This window comes from Clostridium sp. D46t1_190503_E9 (assembly GCF_015555225.1).
Taxonomy (GTDB): domain Bacteria; phylum Bacillota; class Clostridia; order Clostridiales; family Clostridiaceae; genus Clostridium.
The window spans coordinates 118,637-144,159 of the sequence record NZ_JADNKB010000004.1 but is presented as its reverse complement, the minus strand read 5'-3'; the positions used below and the strand labels follow the sequence as shown (position 1 = coordinate 144,159).

Below are 25,523 nucleotides of genomic sequence, written 5' to 3'. Positions count from 1 at the left end.
TAAATTTTACACAATGCAAATTTCTATTTTTTATAGGATAAATTAACTATTATATAGTTATTCTTTAGCATTATCCCTATATTGTTTTGGAGTAATACAAAAGTATTTTTTAAATATTCTACTAAAATAATTTGCATCTTCATATCCTACTTCATATGCTATATCACTTATATTATCTCCTGAAATCAATAGCTTTCTTGCAGCGGTCATAACTCTTATTTCATTTAAATATTCTAAAGGATTTTTCCCAACTTGCTGTTTAAATAATGTTCTAAATCTTGATTCACTTAGCTCAGCCATCCTGCTCATTTTTGAAATTGTATATTGCTCTGTAGGATGTAAAATTATATAGTCTACAACAACCTGTATTCTTGGATCTAAATTAACATCAGATTTTCTTATTCTCTTTTTAATTCTTTCTAAAGAAAATTCTTCTTCTTCAATTAGCTCTTTTCTATCAATACTGCTCTTACCTTTATCAATAACATATCCTATAATTAATTCCAGATATCCCCTAACCCAAAACATCCTTGAATCACGATCTTCCTTTATACATTTATACATTTTTTCAAAATACATTCTAGCTTCATCATTTATATCATGAATTACTGTGGGTATATGAAAATAATCTGTTAGTAAATCTCCTCCATCATAATTCACTGATGTTGCAAATCTTATACTATAAAAAGAAAAATCGTCGTTAAGTGCATGACAAGATAATTTACATCCAACTGGAAGATAAACAATATCTCCTTCCTTCACTTTAAATTCTCTCCCGTCAATAAAGAATATAGCATTTCCATTTATAATGTATCTTAGCATACCATAAGGTAAATAGCTTTCTGGATATACCCAGGACTTTCCAAAGGAATATCTATCAATATATAGAAAATTAAATCTTATAGAATTAATAAATGAATTATTCATGAGTAATCCCCACCTTATTATACAGAATATTACAACAATTATAGTATATTATGTTATTTAATTCAATTATAATTTAGTTGTTTTGTCCTATAATTACTCATTTAACCTATTTATAAAAATTTCTCTTAATACTATAATTCAAAATATAAGCATTAATTTTTATTGAAAGGAGGAAGTTTTTATAGTTATGAAAGTTGGTCATAAATATGATAGTCCTGGGTATTTTTCATTAAATGTAGCTGCCGATGCCTGTAGAAAAGAATTTGATATAAAAAATCATACTCTAATAGAAAACAAATTAAAACCTGATTTTCTCTTTATAGGAGATTCTATTACTCATTATTGGGAGCTAAATGCATATTTTAACAAACCCGAACAACTAATTATTAATCGGGGAATAAGTGGAGATACTACTACCTATTTATCCCAAAGACTCTGGGCTGATGCCCTACAATTATCTCCGAAACACTGTATCATTGGTATAGGAATTAATGATTCCTTAGATTTAGAAGGTGATTATTGGAGAAAACTACCCTCGCTTCCCTATAATGATGTTTTAACAAAAGCCCAAAAAAATTATATAGATATTATCGAACAATTTGATAAGACATCTTCAATGCCTATCATAGTTTCTTTATTACCTATTAATATTCCAATTTCATTGTGTGAGGAACAACGAAAAAAATTTATTTGTGACTTTAATGATTTTCTATATAGTTATAGCAAAGAAAAAAACCTCATTTATGTTGATTATTATCATACAACTGTAGTCCCAGGCACAAATTTACTCCTTGAAGGCATTACATATGATGGTCTTCATCCCAATGCAAATGGTTATAACATTATGGCTACAGTATTAAAAAATACATTAAAAAAACAAAATATAATCATCTAAAGTGTATTTTCATCTATGAAGTATAAAAAACATTAGATATAAAAAAATAAAAGAAATAGATGAGCTTCTTTCAGCTGATACAGATACTATTTCTCTAGATTGCACAATGAGTAAACGTGGAGATGGAAGTACTATAAATGAATTCATAAGAGATATAAAAAATAAGTATCCTTATATTATGCTTATGTCTGATATTTCTACCTAAGAAGAAGGAATAAATGCTTGGAAATGTGCTTTTAATTTTGTTAGGACAACCTTAAGGAGTTGTACAAGATATTCTCCTAAAATCAATGAGCCAGATATTGATTTAGTTAAAATATTAGTTAGCATTGGAACTTGTGTAGGTGGTGGAGTGAGTTTCCAAGAAGATTATTTTATTACTCCACTACGAAATAAGATATTTGATATGATTATGCCTAGCTTCAAAAGACATTTAAAAATTACTTCCGCAAATCTAGGTAATAATGTTGGATTGATGGGAGCCATTTATAATTTAATAACAAATAATAACCTTGGAGGTATTTATGATAATTGATAATATACAAAATATCTACAACTATAAATCTCTTTCAATAATTTATGGAATTTTAGAGGAACTTGCAAAATTTAATATAGAAGATATGCCTAATTCAACTATTGTTTATGAAGAAGATAAAATATTTGCTAACCAAATATCACTAACTTCTAAACCCGAATATGAATGCATTTTTGAAGCACATAAAAAATATATCGATGTACATTATATTTTAGAAGGTATTGAGGGTATTTCTACATCTTCTATAAATAAACTTAAAGTTCAGACTCCTTATAATAATGAAAAAGATATTACCTTTTATAATGGAGATGCTGATGGAACATACTATCTAAATCCTGGTGACTTTATGATTTGTTGGCCTACTGATGCTCATAAAGTTGCTATTATGAAAAACTCTCCTTCCCAAATAAAAAAGATAGTTTGCAAGATTTCTGTTGATTATTTATAAAACTTATTTCTTTTGTTATTGAATAGCCCCTACAATATTTAATTTTAAAACCATATAAAAATCTATTTAACTTTTAGTGCAAGTCAAAGGACCTAACGAAACGTTAGGTCCTTTGTTATATCATAAATTTAATGCTTATAATTAAGAATATAACTTCTTATTTTTGCTTAACTTTTGAAATAATATATAACTTTGTGTGATTATCAAACAAATTACACATAGAGTCATTCTTACACTTCTATAATTACATTCATTATTCCACCACAAACCATTCCTTCATCTTCAGCTACATCTCCAGTCATATCAACTTGCATAGTTATAAAGCTTCCTTCTTCTTCATCTTCTATTAAATCCCTTGCTGCAAGAATTACCTCGCCTTCACTACATCCTCCACCTATGCTTCCAAGTGTTTTTCCACTTTGCCAGACAATCATTTTAGCTCCAGCCCCTCTTGGCGTAGAACCCTTTGTAGATGTTACTGTAACAATGGCTTTTCTTTCTTCATCTTCTTTTGCAAGATTTTCTAAAACCTTAATATCCATATCAGAATAATTTGTTCTTTTTTTAGCATTTGCACAAGCTATCATATCTGATACACCAAGCCTTTTTTGTGCAATAATCTGAGAAATAATAGATATTGCAATTTCTAATGGCGTAATTCCCCCAATTCTAAAACCTATAGGGGAACATATTCTATTAAGTAGCTCTGCACTATACCCTTCTTCTATAAATTGTTCTTTAATTCCTTGAACCCTTCTATTAGATCCTATCATTCCGAGATATTCTGGTTTTATATTTAAAACTGCTCTAAGACATTCCTTATCATATTTATGTCCTCTTGTAACAATCGCTACATAATCACTTTTATTTACCTTTATTTTTTCAAAAACATTTTCAAAACTTTCGCAAATAATCTCTGTTGCTAATGGAAACCTTTCTCTATTTGCATAGGCCAATCTATCATCAACAACTGTTACCTTAAATCCAATTTTAGCGCCTATATCAGCAAGATGCTCTGAAATATTTCCCCCTCCAAAAATAATTAATCTTGCCTCAGGAAAAAAAGGCTCAATTAAAATTTGTTCTTCATCATTATGTATGATAAGTTCTGGAGTCCTTTTATCTATTGCCTTATTTATTGAATTTTTAATTTCCCCATCAATGACTAATTCTTTATCAATATCTAATTCTTTATTAATGTTTAAGAATTGTACCTTATTTAAATCTAATAATATTTTTTCTATTTTCTTTCCCCTTTTAAATGAAAGCTTTGTCATCATTACCATACTATGATTGTTTTTCAATTCATTAATAAGTTCTCCATAAGTATTTCTCATATAATCTCCCCCTAGTATTTTGCTGCGCAAAGTAGTGAAATAATGAAAGAGTGAAAAGTGAAGTAAAAAATCCTTGCGGATTTTTGAATTTTTAACTTTATAATTTTGCAGAGCAAAACACCATCAACTCGTTCACTATTAACTCTTCACTAATACTTTGATTCGCTCATTTATATTCAGTAAATCAAATTTACTAATTTTTTATTTAATAATTTTTAGTAGTACAATGTAAGTTGCGAAGATAAATAGACTGTGAAATAAGCATATTCTATTTATCTTCGCCAAACTATATTTTGCGCTTGAAATTATTAAATGAAGAATTAGCCTCATTAATGATATGTATTAAATTGGAGATTTTATTATAATGAGAAACTACAATTCTTATTTAAGATATCTAAGATGGCGTTAAAAATTTTTATTGTTTGAGCGCAGCGAGTTATAAAAATTTAGTCATCTTAGATATCTTAAATTTAGAATTGTATTCGAAATTATACGAAAATCGGAAAGTTAATACATATCATTAAGGTTAATTAGAAATTTATAATTTATGAGCTACAAATTTTCTTTAGCGCTTCTACTAAATCTTCCACGTCTTTTATATTATTTTCTTCTCCAAATGTAAATCTAAGTGAACATTGTGCATTTTCATGAGATAAGCCTATTGCTTTAAGTACATGTGAAGGCTCTAGTAACCCTAAGGAACAAGCTGATCCACTTGATACTGCAAATCCCATTTTATCTAGTTTTAATATCATTGATTCTGCTTCCATTCCCTCAAAGAGAATGTTAACATTTCCTGGCAATCTATCAACAGCATGTCCATTCAATCTTGTGTTTGGTATATTTTTTAAAATATGCATTATAGCTTCATCTCTTAAGTTGCATAATTTTTTTTGATATTGATTTAAGTTTTTATTTGCTAATTCAATTGCCTTCCCCATACCAACAATGGATGCAACATTTTCTGTGCTTCCACGCTTTCCCTTTTCTTGCTCTCCACCATCCATAAGAGAATCGATGCCTGTACCTTTTTTTATGTATAAGGCTCCTACACCCTTTGGACCATAAAATTTATGTGCTGATATTGATAATAAATCAACTTTTAAATCTTCAACATCTATAGGAATACACCCAACAGCTTGTATTGCATCTGTATGAAATACTATTCTATTCTTTCTGGCTATATCTCCTATTTCTGAAATTGGTTCTATAGTTCCTATTTCATTGTTCGCCATCATTATACTTATTAAAATAGTATCTTTTCTTATAGCTTTTTTTAAATCTTCAATTGATATTTTCCCATATTCATCAACAGGCAAATAGCTTATTTCAAAGCCTTCTTTTTCTAATCGTTTACAGCTATTGATAATTGCATGATGCTCTATAGCAGAAGTAATTATATGTTTCCCCTTATTTTTGTAGTGCTCAGCAATCCCCTTAATTGCCCAGTTATCAGCTTCTGTTCCTCCACTTGTAAAATAAATTTCACTCTTTTTAGCGTTTATAGCAGATGCTACTTGCTCTCTTGCTTTTTCTATTGCTTTTTTACTTTTACGTCCAAGATTATAAAAAGATGAAGGATTTCCATACTGATTTGTTAAATATGGTATCATTTCTTTAAGAACATCATCTTTAATGGCTGTTGTTGCTGCATGATCTAAATATATCATCTTCTTTTCAATTATGTCATTTTCCAAAAACCCACCCCTATTTTTATTCAATTCTCTATATTTATTTTAACATATATTGTATTTAATTCAAATTAATATTATATATTCTATATTTTTAATAAACATGTAGTTTTCATTTTTCTAAACTCAAGAACAATACCCTAGGCACCAGAAAAATAGAAATTAATTCGAATATATCTAATGTAAATAAGGGCATTAAAAGATGAATTAGCTTAAAGTCTCATACTTTCATTCATATTTATCTAATGCAAATAAAGGACCTCGCGAAACGCGAGGTCCTTTGTGTATCATAATAATATTTTATTTAGTTTTGCTTAATTTCTCTTTCTTTCCCTTATAAAATAATAAACCACCAACTCCTATTATTACAGTTGCAATAACTAATAGATATATCGGATTGCTTCCTCCTGTTTTTGGTAAATTTTCATTTGCACCTGAATTTGTATCTCCTGGCTGTTGCTCTTGATTATCAGATCCTGGCTTTTGTCCATTATTATTTTCTCCAGGATTTGATGGATTTTCCCCAGAGTTATTATCTCCTGGATTTCCACCTTGATTGTTGTCACCAGGTTTTGGACCTGGATTATTATTCCCTGGCTGCTCTGGCACTTGAGGGTTTGATGGATTTTCTGGATTCTCTGGATTTCCTGGATTCTCTGGGTTTTCTGGATTTGATGGTTCTTCTGGCTTAACTTCATTTTTAATAAGTCTAATATTCCCAAACCTTGATGTATTAGCATAAGATGCACCTGATGGATCACACCATGTTGCTACCCCTGTTCTTTCACCTGCTTCATTAGCATCATTTACTTGTACATCAAAACCTAAGATATTTCCTTCTGTTGGTGTAATTTCTGTTAATGGTATTGCAAGTTCTACTATATATCCCTTATCAGTAATGGAAGTTTGGGTTGTTAAACCTTCTGGTTTGTACCCAGAAACTGTAACCATATTTTCAAAGTTAACTCTAATTTGACTATCATCACCTTGATAGCTAGATGTTTTACCATTGTTTTGATCAAGGAATATTTCTATTGAATCTTGTTCCCAAGCATTTTCATTAGACTTATTTAATACTGTATCTGTAACATCAGCAATAACATATAAATTATTGTTGTTCCACATAGTTTTAACTTTTGCTGTTGCTCCTGAATTGCCTGTCACCCATACATCTGTACTTATTTCTTTTGCATTTTTCCATGCTTCATCAAGCTTTCCATCAATTATTGCAGTTCCAAAAATAGAATCTTCAATTTTAGATTTATTACCTAATTTTAAATCTGCAAAGTATTTTGTATTAGTATCTTGAGAATTAGAATAATCATTTAAAACAACAATTGAATTTTTGCTTCCATCAGCATTATAATCGCTTATTCTAACATCAAAACCTATAACTTTTTCAGTAGTTAATGCTGTATCTAAAGGAATTACTTTATAAATCAAATATCCATTTTCATCATTAATTGCTTCATTACGTTTAATTGTAATATGCTTATCATCATCTCCATAAGCTTCTGTTTTATCATTATTTAAATCTAAAAACACTTCAAAGTTATCGTCATTATTCTTAGTATTATCATTAACATATGCTTTTAAGTATAAATTCTTCTCATCCCACATAATTTGAGCTTTTGCTGTTGCACCATCTAAACCTTCATAGAAAGTATTAATATCTAATGTTCTTACTGTTGACCAAATAATATCATCTTTATTTAATGGTTTTCCTTCTACAGCTTGTGTTTGCTCCCTATTAATTTCAGCATTTTGTGGATCTACTATTGAATAAAAGGCAGGTTTTGCTTTATATTTACCATTAAATAATAATGGTTTATAAGTTTTAACCCAAGAAGTATCATCAATTACTCCCCAAATAACTACAGCACTTATACTTTCTTTTTTAGATTTGAATAAATCAAATAATTGTTTGTAGTATCTTCCTTGCTTAAGTAAAACTTCATGGGTTACAGCTTCATTTTCTAACCCCATGCTTACATCTAATTCTGTTACTTGAAGTTCTATTCCAGGTATAGATTCATACTTTTCCATAGATTTTTTAATACTATCCATTGGTATATCTGAACTTACATGCATTTGAAGTCCTACTCCATCTATTGGTACTCCTTCTGCTTTTAATTCTTTTACTAATTCATATAATTTATTAGTCTTAGCATTATTTCTTTCAATATTATAATCATTAATAAATAGCTTTAGTGAAGGGTCTACTTCACGTGCTGTTTCAAAAGCTACCTTTATATAATCTAATCCTGCTATTTGATACCACTTCGAATCTCTATATTCTCCACTATCTGAAATAACTTCATTAACTACATCCCAATACTTTATTGGACTTCCTTCAGATGCAGTACCATATTTTTCCTTATAATGATTTAGTACTGTTCTTATATGGGTTCTTTCTCTTTCTAATAAAACTTCCTTACTTGCCAATTTCCCAGGATTATCTTTGTCTTGAAAGAACCAATCTGGAACTTGATTATGCCAAACTAAAGTATGTCCTCTCATGATAATATTATTAGCTTTTGCATAATCCACTAGTTTATCAGCTTGCTCAAAGGTAAATACTCCTTCTTCCTTTTGCAATGCATCTGGCTTCATTGCATTTTCTGCAGTCATTATATTATAATGCTTATCAACAAGTTGTTCAGTAAGACTATTATTACCAAAGTCTCCTGGATTCACGGCCCCTCCAACTAAGAAATAATCTTTAAAACTTTCATATAAGCTTGGAATATCTTGCTCTATTTCTATTGGCTTTGCTGGTAATTCACCTTCGATTTTAACATTATCAACATAATAAAAAGGTAAATCTAAATTTGGTGCTTCAATATACATACTAGTTGCTTCTTCCGAATCTTCAGTTGCCTTTATTATTCCTTTTATTTCTGTCCATTCACCTTTTTTAGCTTTTACTTCCCCAACAGTTACATATCCTGGTTTAAAAGTTGCTTTTATTGTTTCTTCTGGATTACTTCCTTCATTATACATAACCCAAAGGCTTACATCATAAGTTTTTCCTGAAACCATCTTTTCAGTTAAATTATAACTTGGACCAGCCCATTCAGCTCCTCTTCCAGAAACCTTTAAACTATGACTTCCCTCATAAAAAATATCATTTACTGATTCAAGTGTTACAGTTCCTTGCTTGTCCCATCCTTCAACTCCATTTTCAAAAGTTGAATTTGAAACTATATTTCCTTTCTGTCCGTCTTCAAATGAGCCATTTTCAATTAGATTTTCGGTATCTTTTGCAAATGCATCTATTGATACACTTGAAAAAATTCCTAGAGTCATAAATATTACAGTAAGAATATTTACAACCTTAATTTTTTTTCCTTTTCTCATAAAATCACTCCTTATAAACGTTTTCAAAGTAGATTATAACTATTATTCGTATTTAGTGTATCAATTACCAATATATAGGTAAAAATTTCAGCATTTCATATAATCTCATTGTAATTTTATGATACTTTTCACAAACTTGAAATTTATACCATATACTATATATTTTTTATGGCTTTTTATGAAACTCATATAAAAAGTAGTATTTTACTCTCAAAATATTAAGAACCTAGATTCTCCAAAGCTATGGATTTTCTAGGTTCTATAATATTTATTTCATATCTTTAATTCTAAGTATTTTTTTACATTTAATTCTAAGTATTTTTTTACATTTAATTCTAGGTATCTTTTTTTATATTTAAAGCTAATTTACCTATGCTCACTATTCTTCCATTTCATTTATACCATAGATTATAAGTTTCAGCCTTATATCATTTAGTATGTCCTTTATACCTTTCACTTACTAGGTTATACATATTTTCTGCTGTATCTATGCAGTTAAGAACTATACTATTAAAATATAAATCCTCACTAATCAATCCGTAATCCTTAGCTTTATTTGACATAACTTGATCTACTGTTAATTCATTACTTTCTAAGGTTACTTGAATTCTATTTAAAATAGTTTCTATATTATCCAAGACTTCTTTTATATTTTTATCTTCTTGCATAATTCCTTCATTATTAAAAACTGTATAAGCAATTTGCCTAATTTCATGTATAAGTTGTTCATTTATTTCTAATAAATTATTGTAAAAACACTGTTCGTACTCATTTTTCTTTTTATAATTTTTAATATCTAAATTTATTTGATTAGAGCTTATTAATAATTCTCTTAGATATGTATTATCAAACTCATCTTTATTTTCTAATGACTTTCTTAAAATTAGCACCATTTCTCTATCTATTTTAATTAGTTTGTTTACATTTAATTTAAATTCATAACTACTCTTATTAGGTAATATATACTTATTTGCTAAAATTGAAATAATAGCTGCAATAAATATATATACTAATCTAAGTTCTATTGCTTCAGTTCTATCCATTGCTAAGGTAGCTAATGCAAGTCCATAACAAGTAGAATATGATGTCATTATCCATGTTGATGGTGTTACTGAATACATGCATATAGTCATTATAACTATTATTAAAATATGAGCACTTGCTGTGTTAAATATACTAAGTAATAAAAGTGCTAAAATAGAACCAAGTATTGTACCTAATATACGATTATTAATTTTCTCTGCACTATCCTCATAAAAAGGAGCAATCATAAAAAAGGCATTCATAGGAATCCAATAGGAATGATTTAATCCTGTTAATTTTGATATTAAGAAAGTTGCTGTTAGTACAAAAGATAGCCTTAATGCAAAACGTAATTGAAATCTATCTAATTTTAAATTATATTTAATTCCATGTAGCTTATGAGTCATTTTTGGTATTCTCCAAGTTTCCTTCACATTATCAAAATTTGAATTATTCATATTAGAAAATGCCAAATTTAAAATATTAATTATATATGCTATATCAGCTTCTATTTTCTTATTTGTAAAGCATTGTTCCTCTAGAAAATTATCTAATAAATTTATTAAAGATACATTGTCTTTTTCATTAATCTCTTTTGATACCTTTTTAAATAGATTACTTAGTTCCTTTAAATATAAAATGTCGCTATCATTTAAATCATCACATATCATATAAATATTCTTTATAACATACTGAAACTTTTGAAAAACAATCATAAAATAATAATTAGTTGAACCAAAGCTATCTACTAAATATTTATAATTTCTACTCGAATATATAAGATTATTTAATTTGTAAATTATTCTATTAAGCTCATCGCTCTCACCTTTTAACTCTTCCTTTTTAGATAACTTATTTATTTGATTAGATAAGTTAAGCAATCCACTTTCTGCTAATTCATAACTATTTTTATGTCTATCTCTTAATGAATTTATAAATAATGCTATAGTAATTACTGCCATACCAAAAATTAATGCAGAAAATCTCTTAGGTAATGCTGAAAATGTAATAGGTCTTAGCTGTAAAAACACAAATGCCATTACATACACAAAATATCCTTTAGGTGTAAAGCTATCTGTATATAAATAAACTATAAGAGATGGTACTATTAAATTACCAGCTACACATAATACTATATTTAAATTTACAATATAAGAGAAAACTGCTATCAACATTAACATGCAAAATATGTTTAGCAATTTTTTTAAATTAAATTCTTCTTTTGATTTCATTCTAAATAAAATTGTTAAAAAAGAGACCATTATTACTTCAGTTGTCCCAAATATCTTCAAAAAAGAAAAAAATAAGCTAATAGCTACAATAATAGTGGGTATTCCATTTATAAATCCATTTTTTGCATTAACTAGCTGCCTTTTTACCATTTCCACTTTTACGTCACCCCTCTAATATTTGCTCTTTATTTTATTATTTTTCATATTCTTTTTTTGTATTCTTTTATAATTTACTCTTTTTTTAATATGTAAAATATACTCTTTTTTAATATAACCAATATATTCTTTTCATAAAATTTTGTCAATTATCGCTTATTATATCCACTTTTAAATCTCCTTCTCAATTTACCCTTACTACTGTAAAATTTTAATAGAATAGCTAACATAGGTTTTACTTGATAAATTGTTTAATCAAAGCTAAAGGGAGTCGTGCAACACGCCTCCCTTAAAGATTTACCTATTAAATCATTTTAGTGTATTTAATAAAATTTCCTAAAATTTTTTTTCATTTTCTTGAATAAATTTTTTTTGATTCTCTATATAATCAACTTATGGTCCTATATTATTAGTTGATGATTCTTTTAAAGCTTTTTTATATTCATCAGATTATTCTCCATTCATATTTTTTAAATACTACCGCTAACCCCATATCATATAGACTAGTTCTGTACATTAAACTCGCATGCCATTCTTTTATCATTTCTAAAGTAAGCTTTTCATCTATTTTATCTAATACCATATCAAAAGTATAAAAAGATTTAACAGTTTCTTGAACATCATCTAATGTATGAGTTCCCATTACTATATTTAAGGCTTGGATTAACCTAGTAACTTATGGAGTGTTAATTATCTATACATCTATATGCTATACTAGCAGCACTTTGTGTAAATAATCCTGTTTCCTTTTTATAAATTAATTTACTTATTGGTGATAAGTAAAATAATTTCATTGCTTCATATTTACTTATTGATTTTAATTTACTAATATTTATTATTATATCATCTATAAGCATTACTAGTATTTCATCAAACTCATTCATTTTCATATTATTTTACTTCCTCCATTCCAATAAACTTTAAACATTCCGTAATCACTTGTTCTAATAGCCCATTTTTCTGCTTGCTCCTTAAAAGTTGTAGCATAAAATCCCATTCCGAAATCTAATGCTCTATTAGATTTAATTACCTTGGGTTCTTTTATTATCATATTTGACCCATGATATATTATCATACTTTAATCCCCTTACTTCTTAATAAATTTATTATTTCACTTACAATATAATCCTCACCTTGAGTATGGAGTATGTCATAATATTTTATAATATATTCATCTAGTATTTTAGTTCTTTCAGTAAGCAAATTATATACATCTGATGGTATAATATTCAAGTTACGGCTTAATGCAGTTATGCAAAATATAGAAAAGTATAATTGTTCATCATTTATATCATTTCTCTTTATCAAAATATCACCCTCATTAAATTACTTTTAGCTCTATAAACTCTCCCTAATATTCTCTTAAATTTTAAAATTAACGCCTTATTTCTATCAATCTTATATCTATGAATTTCTTAATAATAGCACAATCTTCTACTTATATTATATCCTATTACTATTCATTATTAAACCAAAATGACCATAGTTCTGAAAAACTATGGTCATTTTAATATATGCAAAATTCGCTAAATTGAGCTTATCGAAAAACCTCTTTTACCCATGGTGGATTGGCCTCCCTCTACCATACCTGTCTCTTGTTAAACTAATCTAAAATGAACAAAATAAATTTTACTTGATAAATTATTAAAACCTATAGTAGAACAATTAAATTGTTTTACTATAGGTTTTTATAAAATCTTAGTTATATACATTATTTTTTATTCATATGCTCATAAACTTCAACAAATTCTTTTGCTAAATCTGTAAATGCCATTGAAGTCATTAAATGATCTTGTCCATGTATCATTAATAATGAAAGTTCAGTTTTATTTCCTTGAGCTTCTTTAGTTAACATTTGTGTTTGAGAATGATGCGCCTTTGTTAATGAAGCTTGAGCATCATTAATTTTATTTTTTGCTAATTCAAAATCTCCAGTTTTAGCTGCTTGAATAGCCTCCATTGCATTACTTTTTGCATCTCCTCCAAACATAATTAACTGCATAATTACATCTAAATTCATTTGTTCTCCCAAAATAAACACTCCTTTTAAGTAATTTAATTGATTTGCAAAAATGATTATTAATTAAACTTATAGCTTGTTTTAATACTTGCTAAACTACTTATTCATTAAACTTAAAGCTTGTTCTAATACTTTTTCTCCATTCATCATGCCATAGTAAGTCATATTTATTACATCAATTGCAATACCTAATGGCTCTACCTTCTCTTCAAATTGTGATTTCATAAAACGCACTTGTGGCCCTAAAAGTAATACATCAACTTTTTTCTCAGTGAAATAACTATCTGCCTCACTAGCTGAAATAGCAAATATATCTGCTTCAATACCCTTCTCCTCAGCTGCTTTTTGCATTCTAGTCACCATTAAGCTAGTACTCATTCCAGCTGCACATATTAACATAATTGTCTTTTTCATATTTATACACCTCTCTTATAATATCTAAAAAAACTCTTTATAAATTTAGTAATATATAAGAAGGTAGGTTAAAACTAAACCTAACCTTCTATATATTTCAATTTCTATATATTTTCTTTAAATGATCAACGATTAATTGAACGCGCCATCATAGATACAGTATGACGAACACCTCGAATTGCCTTACTCATAGCAAAAATATTCTCAAAAGGTGCAACTCCACCATAACCTGCATCACCAATATGCTGAATATCTACTCCACAAATTTTATTGCGTATTGCAATGTGTTTAATAGTATCTTCATCTGAACTTTCTTGACTGGTACCAATTGCAGTCATTACAAGTGCACCTTTACTATGTGCTATTTTAACTACATCTTTTAATTCTGAATCATCAAAGCCAGGTACTGTTCCAACTGCAGGAACTAAAATAATATCTGCACCTGCCTCAATAAATCCTTCTACTGCTTTTAAATCTGCAACTGGTTCATTAACACCAGCTCCATGCATTTTTCCAGCAATAATTAATCCTGAAAAATGTTTTTTTGATAAACGAATTGTTTTTTCTATTTGTGAATTAGTAACTCCTGTACCAGGGTTTCCAGTAAAACAAACAAAGTCCATACCAAGTTTTTCAATTTCTTTAATTGTTTCAAGATTAGCTTGTCTACCTCTACTGATAGTTAAAATATCTTCCGCCATATCTGCATCTAAATCTACAGGCTCTAAATTCACTCCTATTGGACGTCCAACTAAACGATGTAACTCATCTACAAAATTTCCTTCATTAACTTCTAGTCCAAATATTTCTGGATTTAAAACATCTACACAATTAAGTAAAATTAAATCTGCTCCAAAAGCCCTAGCAATTTCAGAGTTAGTAATATCACCGATAAAGGATTCCCTTGGTGCCACATTCTCTGAAAGAATGGTTCTCCCTTCACTAGCCTTAATACTTTGTTTTAATTCTGCTGCGGTCATTTCTAATATCTCCGATGCATTCGCACTAATTAATCTTTTACCCATAACTACTCCTCCAAAATTCTTTAACTAATTATATTTTTTATTTTCACTTTTTTATTTTAAAAAACTATTTTTAACTTCATTAATATCAAGTTAATTTACTACTTTTCAGCTTATTTACTGTTATCTTCTTAAGCTATTAACTCATTATACTATTATTAATTTCAATTTCCTCAGCTGCTTCTAAAGCTAAGTTTTGCTTTTCAACTGCTTTATAGAAGAACCAATAAATTGCTACATCTACAAGTATGCATACTATTTGTAATACAGCTCCGCTTATATGATTTCCAGTTGTAAGGAATCCACTAAGAATTGGTGGCATTGTCCAAGAAACTTTTATACCTGTAGTTCTTGCAACTAACCCTGAAGACATTGCCACATATGATATTACCGCATTTGCTACTGGTGCTAAAATAAATGGTATGATTAATGAAACATTCATTACTATTGGTAACCCAAACATAGCAGGTTCATTAATATTAAACAAACCTGGTGTTAAAGTTAATGGCGCCATAGCTTTAGTCATTTTACTTGCATTTTTACGTCTAGCAATAATTGCAATAACAATTACTAAACCAATTGTAGCTCCACCGCCACCCATATATACGAAATTATCTATAAATGGTAGTGTAATAATATTTGGTAAATGAGCTGTACTATCAGCTTGGAATAATAAACGATTTGCATCTGAATTCATTAACCAAATAGGTTGAAGAATACTGTTTACAACGTTTCCTCCATGGATACCAACAAACCAGAATAAACTATTTAATAGAATTGCAATAATTGTTCCAAATATATTATTACCAAGTAATCCTAGTGGTTTTCCTAAAACTATCATCATTAAATCATGAATATTACCAATATTAACTCTATCAAGAATCGCAAAAACAACTAACCATAAAGTTATAATAGCTGCACCTGGAATTAAAGCACTAAAGCTTCTAGCTACTGCAGGTGGCACAGAATCTGGTAATTTAATTTGAATATCACGCTTTATAAACCAGCTAAAAATTAAAGCTGAAACAATACCAATAATCATAGCTACGAATAAACCTTTACTTCCCATATAGCCAACTGGTATACCTGTACCTGTTTCACCCTTTACAAAAGGTGTAACAATTATAAAAGAAGATAATGCTACAATACCTGCTGAAACACCATCAACTTTATTTTGACGAGCTAAGCTATTTGCAATTCCAAAACTTGCTACTAGACCCATTAATCCGAAACTACTATCTACCCCCTTCCATAAATAAGAATCAATTCCTACAGCTGTCAACCAATCAGTCCATGCTTTAACTGGAAAACTTGCTATTATCATGAATAACGAACCAATAATAATTAGTGGCATACTTAATGTTATACCATCACGTATTGAAATTAATACTTTATTTGCCCCTAACTTAGCAGCTATAGGTAACATTTTTTCTTCAAGAAACTCATTTAAATTTTTCATATTAACCTCTCCTTTTTAAATATTTATCAAAATAATTTCTATACCATTTAAACATTAGAAATAAATAAATATTATGTGATTATATGTTTTAAAACTTAAATTTTTTATTTAATTACAAATCTAAAAAAATAGGTTTGTCATCAAATTCAAGCTCTCTTATTATGATATTTTCGGTTTCAAATACAATAATCTCATTCTTCTCTTTAAGAAAACCAGATGGAAGATATAAATATTGTATAGGTCCCTTAGACCAATACCTTCCAATATTAAAGCCATTAACAAATACTGAGCCCTTACCATATTTAGAACAATCAATAAAAGTATCATTAATATTATTTAGTTCAACAGTAAAATGATAAAACATTGGAGTTTCTACTTTATCTAAAGAATTTTCTTCAAATTTAATTTTAGAAATCATCTCTTCATCAAGGTATAATGGATATTGAACCCATCCACTATGGAAATGATTATTTATCATAACTCCGCCCTTTATCCCTTTTCTTTGAGTAGGACTATTTAATTTATGTCCATAGTTTACTCTACCTAAATTTTCAACTAATACATCAACATTTATAACTTCATTTTCACTACTAAACTCAACCTCTGTTCCTATTTCTTCCTTATATTGAGTAGCAATAAGTTTTTCATCAATATATACATGGCATCTATCAGAAGCATCTATAACCTTTAATTTTTCATCATGATGATAATTCTTAATTTTGCTTCTATATAGCATGTATCCATAGTTACAATCTAAGTCTTCCATGCCTTTAGGATATACTGTTTTAACTTCTTTCGATATATCAGAAACAATAGACATAAGATTAGCTGTACCATCAACTTTATAGCTGCCAAGATTCTTTAATATTCTTTTCCTTGGAGGCAATTGTTCTATATTAGGATATAGTGATTTCATAACCTTTTGTAATTTATAATACTTATCACTTGGATTACCCCATTCCGTTAATATCGCATCATAATCATAGGAGGTAACTTGTGGTAAATCATTATTTCCTCTTGCAGAACAACCATTCATAAATCCAAAGTTTGTTCCTCCTCTAAACATATAAAGATTAATACTTCCTATTTTAAGCATTTCCTTTACATCTTCAGCTAAGTCAATAGAGTCTCTACGAATGATATCTTCTCCCCATCTATTAAACCATCCATCCCAATATTCCATGCACATAATAGGCCACTCTTTTCCATTTTGTACAATGAAATCTTTAAGCATATCACAATTCTCTTTTGATTTTGAACCAAAGTTTCCAGATACAAAAATATCATCTTCAATTAATGATCCAGACTCTAATGCTTCAATCCATGTACCATCTGATGTGAAAAGAGGAACATCTACCCCATTTTCTTTCATTATTGATGCTACAATTCTCAAATATTCCTTTTCATTACCATAAGAACCATATTCATTTTCAACTTGCATCATCAAAACTGGTCCACCCTTAGTTACTTGATACTTAACTAATCTAGGTAGTAAATCATTATAATAATTTCTTAGCTTTTCAATAAAGTTATCATCAGAGCTTCTAAGCTTCATTTCTTTATCCTTTAATAGCCATGCTGGAAGTCCACCAAACTCCCATTCAGCACATATATAAGGAGTAGGCCTTAAAATAACATATAAACCTAACTTTTCAGCAATTTTTATAAACTTTTCTATATCTTTGATTCCTTCAAAATCAAATTTTCCTTCATATGGTTCATGAATATTCCAAGGAATATATGTTTCTACTGTATTAAATCCTAGAGCTTTTAAATTAAATAATGTATCTTCCCATTGAGAAGGGTGTATTCTAAAATAATGAACAGCTCCAGATAAAATTTTAAATTTATTATCATCTATATAGAACTCTTCTCTTATTTCAAATTTAGACATCTATATGTTCTCCTTATCAGCCATCTTAACGAAAGGTAAGTAAACTACTATTGAAATTGCTAAATTCACCAATGATAATATAATTGCTCTCCAATCAAATCCTGTAGCGAAGAATCCATATAATACAGGTGGCATAACCCATGTAACATTTTGAGTAACTGGTGCTACCCAACCTAAAGTTGTTGCTAAGTATGAAACTGCTGCCATTAATGAAGGTGATAATAAGAATGGTATAAATAAAAGTGGATTCATAACTGTAGGAAGTCCATACATAACAGGCTCTCCTATATTAAATAAAACTGGAGCTATACCTAATTTAGCAACTTCTTTATAGTGACTATTTCTAGATTTCCAGAATATTGCTATTAATAAACCTAATGTTCCATACCATACAAATGCTCCATAAGATACGCTTGTCCATAAATATGGAATTGGTTGATTATTTTGAAAAGCTTCCATATTAGCTAATAAAGTAATTCCAAATAAGCCTTCCATAATTGGTGCCATAACGTTTCCACCATGAATACCAAAGAACCAGAATAATTGTGTTAAGAATGCAATAAGTATAACTGCAATGAAACTTTGTGATAAACCTAGTAATGGAGTTTGAAGTACTTTATATATCCAGTCAATTAATAATTGTCCAGTAATTTTATTAAATGCATATACGAATATAGCTACAACATATAATGCAACAAAACCAGGAATTATTGACATAAAAGGTTTTGCAATAGCTGGTGGTACTGTATCAGGTAATTTGATTGTCCAGTTTTTATTCATTAATTTACTATAGATAATGCAAGCTATAAAACCAATAAGAATTGCAGTAAAATAACCATTTGAATTAATTTGTGCTCCAGGGATAATTCCACTAACTGTAACAGAAAGATTATTTCCTTCAACAGCTATATCCTTAACACCTTTAAAAAGTTCTGATAAAACTTGTCCATCAGCATTAGGTAATTGAATACTTTTAGTTATAGAATTACTAATAGCTATTATAAAAGCTGAAAGAGCAACTATACCTGAGGATAGTGTATCTGTCTTATAAATCTTGGCAACATTTACACCTAAAGAAAAAATAAATAATAGCGATACTATAGCTAAACTGCCTTTAAATATTAAATTATTTACATCTACAAACCAACTAAATGTTTGTGGGATTGAAGTATTTCCAAATTGTCCAGGTACATCTACTAAAAATGCATTTAGTAAAAGAGCAATTGAACCAGTCATAACAACAGGCATTGTACCTATAAAAGCATCTCTAAGAGCTACTAAGAATTTTTGATTACTTATTTTTGAAGCAATTGGTAATAAATATTTTTCAATAGATTCCATCAACTTATTCATTTTTATCTCCTTGTTATTAAAATTTTTTAATTTAAATTAGCATCTCTAAACAGATAGATTTGATTAAACTTAATTCTTACAATAGAAATAAATCCTAATCATTTCTCTCTATTTCTAAATAAAATGCACATTTTTTTGTAGATAATATTTATAAATTCTAAATTATTACTTTATCGTTAAGTATAAGATATTTATAATACAAATCAATTTAATCGTTTTCTTAGGATTTATAGTTAGATTACTATAAATAATGTAATTTAATTATTTAATTACTTAATTATTTAATTATTTAATTACTTAATTATTTATAACTCTTTCTCAACTAAATGTACTTGGACTTCCTTTATAAAATTCAAACTACCTTTTACTTAAATAATCCCTCCTTTTCTCATAAATTACAATTTATAATTTATAATTTATAATTTATCAAGTACATTTCATCTATTTTTTTATATAATTGATAATAATTTATAATTTATTATGATTAAAGTATAATTTACCAAAAATAATTTGTCAACATATATATTGGCTATTATTAACTTTTTTAATTATAATTTATAATCAATTTTACTCTTTATTCTTTAGATTTTTAAGTGAATATTATCATATATAAAAGTGAATATAGCCTAAATCAATAGAGTTATACTTTTGTAGGCTCTTTATTGTCTTCAAAATAATTTATAATAAAAATAATTATATTTATTTTTAAATTATAATTAATGTTATATAATATTATTATTGAAAGGAGATACAATATGAAGCTTACAAAAAACCAACAAAAGTTAAGATTTAAAATTTTAGATAAAATTTATGCTAAAGGACCTATTTCTAGAATTGATATTTCAAACGAAACTGGAATTACACCTGCAACAGTTAGCGAAATTACTGGTAATATGATTCAAGAAAACCTTATACATGAAATTGGAGAAGTTATACCTGAAGAAAATAAGTCAGGAAGAAAAAAAATATTATTAGGTATATCCCCTAATCATAGTTTTTATATAGGTACAGAGTTATCACCTAAATATATATCTTTTTGCTTGACTGATAATATTGGTAAAATTTATAAGGAAAAGACTATTCAATTAGATAATTCTAATTTAGAAGAAATTTTAAGTGAAGAATTTTATATTAATGAATTAAGTAGTTTTATAGATTCTTGTACAAACTATAATCCGAAAGGGATAGGTATAGCCCTTCCTGGCCATTTTGATGAAGTTAATAAATCAATTATTAGTAATAATTCATTTTGGAAAAATTTCGATATAAAAATACTATTAGAAAGATTCGATTTACCAATCTACTTTGAAAATAATATTAAATGTATGACATTATCAGAAAGATTATTTAGTTTTAATGGCAATGATGATAATTTTATATTCTTCCATGTTGGTAGAGGAATGTTTTGCTCATATATGTACAATGGTGAACTCTATGCCAAGGATAATTTTCTTGTTGGAGAAATAGGACATATCGTTGTTCATCCGAATGGTGAATTATGTGAATGTGGAAAAAGAGGATGTCTTCAAACATACGGAAGTGAAGCTTGGATTATTAAAAAATCTCAAATACTCTTTGATAACTCAGAAACTACATATTTGAAACAATTAGTATCTGAAAGAAATAAAATTACCATAGAAACTATATTAAAAGCTTATAGGTTAGGAGACGAAGGAATTATAAAAATACTTAACTCTGCAATTAATTATCTTTCAATTACAATTAATAATTTATCAATGATGATTGATTCAAGTAAAATTATAATTCATGGAGAGTTGTTTAATGAAGATTTATTAAAAAATCTATTAGAAGAATTATTAAGACAAAATATTAACTTGCTTTCTAAAAATATAAAACAAGATATTTTAATTAAGGAATATAATAATTATAATGGTGCTTTAGCTGCTGCTGCTCTTTGTGTGTCAAAACTTTTAATTAAATTGGACTAATAAGTTTTTGTACCTTAGTAGCCTTACTCTATAGTACATTTTTTTGAAAATATAAAGGAAGTCGCGTTTCGCGACTCCCTTTAGTTTTACTATATTAAAGATTAACTTTCTTAGTTTCTTTTGTTATTACATTAGCTTCCACCATTTCAACAAGAGCTCCTGATTCTGTTTGTAATAACTTATTAGTTATTACAGAATTCATAAGAGCAGAAATGTCAGCATCCAAAACATCTTCTTTAACATCCTTAATAGTCAGATTTGTCTTTTTGCCTGCAACATCTTTAAACCCCATTCTAGCAGTTCTTTCTATCATATTAAATCCCCCTTTCCCCAATTTTAAGATTACTCTAGCAACATCTTTTTATTATGCACATTCTTTCGTGATCCTAGCTATTCTGTCATGAATTAAGTTCATTAGCCTTAGCTGATTTTTATTAAGTATTACTCAGAGCTTGTCTTAATAATACTTAAGTTGCAAAGCCAATTAGCCTCTTGTTAGCATAAAAGTTTGTTGCTTCTTAATTGTGCTTACTGAATAATCCATAAGCTTTTCAACTGCATCTGATAACTCCACTAATTTATCATCAGTTGCATCTACAGATACATTCTTAAAGCTTTGCTTATTGAATACATCTTTTCCCTTAGAATTAACACCAACTTGATAATTAATCTCTAAAGCATTTCCTACTAAAACTGAATTTGCCATATTAATCACCTCCCATTTACTATATATGCAGTTATGAGAAGTTTTTAAAATGTTATATAAACTTGTTAATTTTTATAAGCTGAAAGTTATAATAATTAAAGAATGAAGAAATTAATGTGAAAAATCCTTAAGTAGTTTTTGAATAATAGTACTTCTCATAAGCAAATTTAAAATTTTACATAGCAGACGTTGGACATATTGTAACGTGTAGTATGCTTCAACTGAACTTAGTGTGAAAGCTCCTGTACTTAAGCCTGCATAGATTAAATGCATATTAACTACTAATATTTCCTCTTTCATATTAGTATAATTAAGAAATATAAGTTAGCTAAGATAAATAGGCTATGTGGAATAAGCATATAGTGAGGCTAGTACTTCTTTACAAAACTATTTAGCTTATGAAACATATCTAATTATCCCCCCATTTCTATTGATAATTTACTAGAATCATGCCCACCCTAATAATTTCTGCTCTAAATCAACATAGTCATAGTCTCTACCCTTAAAGTTATTAAATCTTAACTTCCTAGGCTCTCTATAATCTATAAATGTATTTTCCTTCTTCGCTTCTTTTATGATATTTTGATTTAAATATACTTCAAACTTATCACCAAATAAGGTCTTAGGAGTTAGATATTGCTCAAACTCAGTATTTTTCCAAACCTTAACCTTTTTATCAATAACTTCTTTAAAATCATCAATACTATAACCTTCATTTAGTCTATCATTGATTAACATAATAGTTACTTTATTATTTTCTTTATACTTAGTTCCAACCTTTAAATTTAAATATGCTATTATTTCTCTAACTTTCTCTATATGTTTATATAAATTAGAATCTATAGTAGATGAGTTATTTAATAGATTAGTCTTTGTTGAACATTTTAAAGTACACCCTTTATCATTTTCTGTAGATAACCTTGTATCATTTTTATAGACAACCTCATCATCACAATAATTTTCCTCATCTATTTTATTGATAGTATCATCATTTTCAAAGACACCCTGGACATTGTTTTTCATATTATAGTTATTGTTGCTACCATAATTATTACTAATACCTAGATTATTGATAGTGCCATAATTACTATTATTATCAACATTAGTTTCTTGATTATGATTATTATATTTAATATCATCATCCCTTTGTTTATTACAATTACTTTTTGCATCATTATTTGGTTGAGCCTCATTTTTATTATTATCAAAAAGCTCATAAAACTTATTTCCAAGCTTAAAATAAGAAAAGGTTCCCCCTTCCTTTTTAGTGTAATGATTTAAAATTCCCATATCTCTTAGCTTTAACATCCTAGCCATAACTGTTCTTTTTTCTAATCCTAAATAAGGCATTTCCTTAGCAAAACTTTGATAGCTAACCCAATAATATTTTTCATCTTCTATAATTTCATAATTCATTCTTCCACTATCTTTAAAATCAGCAAAGTACCTAAGAATAGCTAAATCTTTAATATCTAAACCAAACTCCATAATCTTTTTAACTGAAAAACCTAAAAATGAAAATTGCATATTAAAATCCTCCTAAATATAACTTTTAAAATTCTCTAAATATAACTTTTAAATATCACTCATTAAATAGATATCCAAATTAAAATAAAATTGAGAAAAAACTTTTAAAATTTTTTTCTTATTGCATATGCAGTTATTTTAAAATTTTAAAGATTTATGAAGATATTTTTGATTTAAATTTTTTACTAAAAAAGAGTGAAGATGCATATCTATATAATATAGATCTCCATATTTTACACAATCCTCTAATTAATATATAACAAAACAAAGGACCTCACGTTTCGCGAGGTCCTTTAAAATTTCCAACTTTAAGTAGATATTCATTTATCACTAAATATAAAAAATTTGACCAAGGGGCTTGTGGGGCGATTTGAAACCCACATACTAAAACATTTTTTCATTCTCTTTTATAAAATCCTTTTGCATTTCTATATAATCAACTAATGGTTTTATATTATCCAATGTTGATTCTTCTAAGGCCCTTTTATATTCATTTGAAGATTCACCATTCATATATTTTAAATCTAACCTATTATCTAACAGTTGCTTTAAATATATAAATCTACCTATTCTACCATTCCCATCTTGAAATGGATGTATACATTCAAATTCAAAATGGAATTTTGCTATATCATAAATTGTAACTTCCTTTAAACTATAAAAATTTTCTATAATTGCATTCAACTTCTCTTCTACTTCCCAAGGATTCGCAGTATCAAATTTAGCTCCAAGTATTCTGTTTTGATATTTTTTAAATACTCCTGCTAACCCCATATCATACAATCTTGTTCTATACATTAAACTAGCATGCCATTCTTTTATCATTTCTAAAGTGAGTTTTTCATCTATTTTATCTAATACCATATCAAAAGTATAGAAAGAGTTAACAGTTTCTTGAACATCATCTAAAGAATGAACTCCCATTACTATATTTTTTTCAAATAAAAGTTGAAGCGCTTCTGTTGTAAATGTACTCCCCTCTATTTTATTTGAATGATATATAAAATCGTATTTTAAAATTTCATTTAAAGAATTGTGAATTCCCTTTGTTTCTTTTAACACCTTTAAAAATCTATGATAAAACTCATTCTTCATTATCTTCTCTACACCTCATTAATAAATTTCATTATATATTCTATATTAAATTTAATTACTTATCTTACCTTAAATATTAATTATTATATTTATTATACCCTATCTAAATTTTTTATAAAATAAAAAGTTCCCTTATTTAATTTTTCTTATGACCTCCCATTAGCTACAAGTCATCAGATAATTGAGAACTATTCTATTCCAGGGTGTTGTTTCTGGAGTGCTAAGTATACAGCTTGATTAAAAAAAGATGATTTTATATCATCATCTGTTTACTCTATACGAATTATATTAAATTGTAATTTAAAGAAGAACTGGTTTATTCCCTGAGGTGCTTATGGGGCTCAAAGAGGCCCACTTTCTTTAAAAATACTTTTGCTCTAGATTTTTTACTAAAAAAGAGTGAAGATGCATATCTATATAATATAGATCTCCATATTTTACACAATCCTCTAATTAATATATAACAAAACAAAGGACCTC

21 protein-coding genes and 2 pseudogenes are annotated in these 25,523 nt (G+C 27.8%); 4 read left to right on the top strand and 19 right to left on the bottom strand.

The features are described 5' to 3' along the window. Positions 1 to 57 precede the first annotated feature (57 nt). Positions 58 to 927 carry an AraC family transcriptional regulator gene (locus I2E83_RS06120; protein ID WP_195429039.1) on the bottom strand — a complete coding sequence of 290 codons (870 nt, stop codon included), beginning with the start codon at positions 925 to 927 and terminating at the stop codon, positions 58 to 60. A gap of 187 nt (positions 928 to 1,114) precedes the next feature. On the opposite strand from I2E83_RS06120, the gene I2E83_RS06115 reads away from it, so the two are divergent. The 3 genes from I2E83_RS06115 (at position 1,115) to I2E83_RS06100 (ending at position 2,805) form a co-directional block, all read left to right on the top strand. Further along, the gene (locus I2E83_RS06115; RefSeq protein WP_207738480.1) at positions 1,115 to 1,822 is read left to right on the top strand and encodes a GDSL-type esterase/lipase family protein; all 708 of its coding nucleotides are present in this window, start codon (positions 1,115 to 1,117) and stop codon (positions 1,820 to 1,822) included. Between the two features lie 352 nt (positions 1,823 to 2,174). Beyond that, positions 2,175 to 2,357, top strand: coding sequence for a hypothetical protein (locus I2E83_RS06105; protein WP_195429201.1), 183 nt, complete (start codon positions 2,175 to 2,177; stop codon positions 2,355 to 2,357). Continuing rightward, entirely contained in the window at positions 2,347 to 2,805 is a 459-nt protein-coding gene (locus I2E83_RS06100) for a YhcH/YjgK/YiaL family protein (RefSeq protein ID WP_195429036.1), read from the top strand. Before I2E83_RS06105 ends, I2E83_RS06100 begins: the two co-directional genes overlap by 11 nt. A 230-nt stretch (positions 2,806 to 3,035) precedes the next feature. Here I2E83_RS06100 and I2E83_RS06095 read toward each other — a convergent pair whose 3' ends face one another. The 14 genes and pseudogenes from I2E83_RS06095 to I2E83_RS06030 all read right to left on the bottom strand — a co-directional run bounded on the left by I2E83_RS06095 (position 3,036) and on the right by I2E83_RS06030 (position 19,766). After that, positions 3,036 to 4,142, bottom strand: coding sequence for an XdhC/CoxI family protein (locus tag I2E83_RS06095; RefSeq protein ID WP_195429035.1), 1,107 nt, complete (start codon positions 4,140 to 4,142; stop codon positions 3,036 to 3,038). Positions 4,143 to 4,687: 545 nt separating this feature from the next. After that, on the bottom strand, positions 4,688 to 5,812 hold the full coding sequence (gene nifS, locus I2E83_RS06090) for a cysteine desulfurase NifS (protein WP_207738486.1): 1,125 nt from the start codon (positions 5,810 to 5,812) through the stop codon (positions 4,688 to 4,690). 321 nt (positions 5,813 to 6,133) lie between these two features. Further along, entirely contained in the window at positions 6,134 to 9,193 is a 3,060-nt protein-coding gene (locus I2E83_RS06085; RefSeq protein ID WP_195429033.1) for an endo-1,4-beta-xylanase, read from the bottom strand. 428 nt (positions 9,194 to 9,621) lie between these two features. After that, entirely contained in the window at positions 9,622 to 11,598 is a 1,977-nt protein-coding gene (locus tag I2E83_RS06080; protein ID WP_243249586.1) for an FUSC family protein, read from the bottom strand. A gap of 399 nt (positions 11,599 to 11,997) precedes the next feature. Further along, positions 11,998 to 12,256, bottom strand: a pseudogene (locus tag I2E83_RS06075) (hypothetical protein); the annotation flags it as partial. A 34-nt stretch (positions 12,257 to 12,290) separates the two neighbouring features. Continuing rightward, entirely contained in the window at positions 12,291 to 12,494 is a 204-nt protein-coding gene (locus tag I2E83_RS06070; protein ID WP_195429029.1) for a hypothetical protein, read from the bottom strand. Between the two features lie 59 nt (positions 12,495 to 12,553). Beyond that, a pseudogene (locus I2E83_RS06065) lies at positions 12,554 to 12,679 on the bottom strand (DUF3990 domain-containing protein); the annotation flags it as partial. Beyond that, positions 12,676 to 12,912 carry a DUF3791 domain-containing protein gene (locus I2E83_RS06060; protein WP_195429026.1) on the bottom strand — a complete coding sequence of 79 codons (237 nt, stop codon included), beginning with the start codon at positions 12,910 to 12,912 and terminating at the stop codon, positions 12,676 to 12,678. The gene I2E83_RS06060 and the pseudogene I2E83_RS06065, both read right to left, overlap by 4 nt. A 403-nt stretch (positions 12,913 to 13,315) precedes the next feature. Continuing rightward, complete coding sequence (locus I2E83_RS06055) at positions 13,316 to 13,636, bottom strand: PTS lactose/cellobiose transporter subunit IIA (protein WP_195429024.1); 321 nt, start codon at positions 13,634 to 13,636, stop codon at positions 13,316 to 13,318. 84 nt (positions 13,637 to 13,720) lie between these two features. Further along, complete coding sequence (locus I2E83_RS06050) at positions 13,721 to 14,038, bottom strand: PTS sugar transporter subunit IIB (protein ID WP_195263715.1); 318 nt, start codon at positions 14,036 to 14,038, stop codon at positions 13,721 to 13,723. 125 nt (positions 14,039 to 14,163) lie between these two features. Next, on the bottom strand, positions 14,164 to 15,063 hold the full coding sequence (locus I2E83_RS06045; protein ID WP_195429022.1) for a haloacid dehalogenase-like hydrolase: 900 nt from the start codon (positions 15,061 to 15,063) through the stop codon (positions 14,164 to 14,166). 136 nt (positions 15,064 to 15,199) lie between these two features. Continuing rightward, positions 15,200 to 16,519 (bottom strand): PTS sugar transporter subunit IIC, encoded by a 1,320-nt coding sequence (locus tag I2E83_RS06040; RefSeq protein ID WP_195429019.1) that lies wholly within the window; start codon positions 16,517 to 16,519, stop codon positions 15,200 to 15,202. A gap of 112 nt (positions 16,520 to 16,631) precedes the next feature. Beyond that, positions 16,632 to 18,413, bottom strand: coding sequence for a beta-galactosidase family protein (locus I2E83_RS06035; RefSeq protein ID WP_195429018.1), 1,782 nt, complete (start codon positions 18,411 to 18,413; stop codon positions 16,632 to 16,634). Further along, on the bottom strand, positions 18,414 to 19,766 hold the full coding sequence (locus I2E83_RS06030; protein WP_195263711.1) for a PTS sugar transporter subunit IIC: 1,353 nt from the start codon (positions 19,764 to 19,766) through the stop codon (positions 18,414 to 18,416). A gap of 755 nt (positions 19,767 to 20,521) precedes the next feature. Here I2E83_RS06030 and I2E83_RS06025 point away from each other — a divergent pair. Then, positions 20,522 to 21,715 (top strand): ROK family transcriptional regulator, encoded by a 1,194-nt coding sequence (locus I2E83_RS06025; RefSeq protein WP_195429017.1) that lies wholly within the window; start codon positions 20,522 to 20,524, stop codon positions 21,713 to 21,715. Positions 21,716 to 21,809: 94 nt separating this feature from the next. On the opposite strand, the gene I2E83_RS06020 is transcribed toward I2E83_RS06025, so the two are convergent. The 4 genes from I2E83_RS06020 to I2E83_RS06005 form a co-directional block, all read right to left on the bottom strand. Next, complete coding sequence (locus tag I2E83_RS06020) at positions 21,810 to 22,028, bottom strand: DUF2922 domain-containing protein (RefSeq protein WP_195263709.1); 219 nt, start codon at positions 22,026 to 22,028, stop codon at positions 21,810 to 21,812. Between the two features lie 171 nt (positions 22,029 to 22,199). Next, positions 22,200 to 22,421 carry a DUF1659 domain-containing protein gene (locus I2E83_RS06015; RefSeq protein WP_195263708.1) on the bottom strand — a complete coding sequence of 74 codons (222 nt, stop codon included), beginning with the start codon at positions 22,419 to 22,421 and terminating at the stop codon, positions 22,200 to 22,202. A gap of 447 nt (positions 22,422 to 22,868) precedes the next feature. Continuing rightward, complete coding sequence (locus I2E83_RS06010; protein ID WP_195429016.1) at positions 22,869 to 23,948, bottom strand: conserved phage C-terminal domain-containing protein; 1,080 nt, start codon at positions 23,946 to 23,948, stop codon at positions 22,869 to 22,871. A 384-nt stretch (positions 23,949 to 24,332) separates the two neighbouring features. After that, on the bottom strand, positions 24,333 to 25,043 hold the full coding sequence (locus I2E83_RS06005; RefSeq protein WP_195429015.1) for a Fic family protein: 711 nt from the start codon (positions 25,041 to 25,043) through the stop codon (positions 24,333 to 24,335). Between the last annotated feature and the right edge of the window lie 480 nt (positions 25,044 to 25,523).

Bases quoted from the DNA above. Each gene is read 5' to 3' on its own strand.
- I2E83_RS06030 (WP_195263711.1), bottom strand. From the start codon at position 19,766: ATGAATAAGTTGATGGAATCTATTGAAAAATATTTATTACCAATTGCT.
- nifS (WP_207738486.1), bottom strand. From the start codon at position 5,812: ATGATATATTTAGATCATGCAGCAACAACAGCCATTAAAGATGATGTT.
- I2E83_RS06120 (WP_195429039.1), bottom strand. From the start codon at position 927: ATGAATAATTCATTTATTAATTCTATAAGATTTAATTTTCTATATATT.
- I2E83_RS06070 (WP_195429029.1), bottom strand. From the start codon at position 12,494: ATGAAAATGAATGAGTTTGATGAAATACTAGTAATGCTTATAGATGAT.
- I2E83_RS06035 (WP_195429018.1), bottom strand. From the start codon at position 18,413: ATGTCTAAATTTGAAATAAGAGAAGAGTTCTATATAGATGATAATAAA.
- I2E83_RS06085 (WP_195429033.1), bottom strand. From the start codon at position 9,193: ATGAGAAAAGGAAAAAAAATTAAGGTTGTAAATATTCTTACTGTAATA.
- I2E83_RS06040 (WP_195429019.1), bottom strand. From the start codon at position 16,519: ATGAAAAATTTAAATGAGTTTCTTGAAGAAAAAATGTTACCTATAGCT.
- I2E83_RS06050 (WP_195263715.1), bottom strand. From the start codon at position 14,038: ATGAAAAAGACAATTATGTTAATATGTGCAGCTGGAATGAGTACTAGC.
- I2E83_RS06045 (WP_195429022.1), bottom strand. From the start codon at position 15,063: ATGGGTAAAAGATTAATTAGTGCGAATGCATCGGAGATATTAGAAATG.
- I2E83_RS06095 (WP_195429035.1), bottom strand. From the start codon at position 4,142: ATGAGAAATACTTATGGAGAACTTATTAATGAATTGAAAAACAATCAT.
- I2E83_RS06025 (WP_195429017.1), top strand. From the start codon at position 20,522: ATGAAGCTTACAAAAAACCAACAAAAGTTAAGATTTAAAATTTTAGAT.
- I2E83_RS06010 (WP_195429016.1), bottom strand. From the start codon at position 23,948: ATGCAATTTTCATTTTTAGGTTTTTCAGTTAAAAAGATTATGGAGTTT.
- I2E83_RS06100 (WP_195429036.1), top strand. From the start codon at position 2,347: ATGATAATTGATAATATACAAAATATCTACAACTATAAATCTCTTTCA.
- I2E83_RS06020 (WP_195263709.1), bottom strand. From the start codon at position 22,028: ATGATAGAAAGAACTGCTAGAATGGGGTTTAAAGATGTTGCAGGCAAA.
- I2E83_RS06115 (WP_207738480.1), top strand. From the start codon at position 1,115: ATGAAAGTTGGTCATAAATATGATAGTCCTGGGTATTTTTCATTAAAT.
- I2E83_RS06015 (WP_195263708.1), bottom strand. From the start codon at position 22,421: ATGGCAAATTCAGTTTTAGTAGGAAATGCTTTAGAGATTAATTATCAA.
- I2E83_RS06005 (WP_195429015.1), bottom strand. From the start codon at position 25,043: ATGAAGAATGAGTTTTATCATAGATTTTTAAAGGTGTTAAAAGAAACA.
- I2E83_RS06080 (WP_243249586.1), bottom strand. From the start codon at position 11,598: ATGGTAAAAAGGCAGCTAGTTAATGCAAAAAATGGATTTATAAATGGA.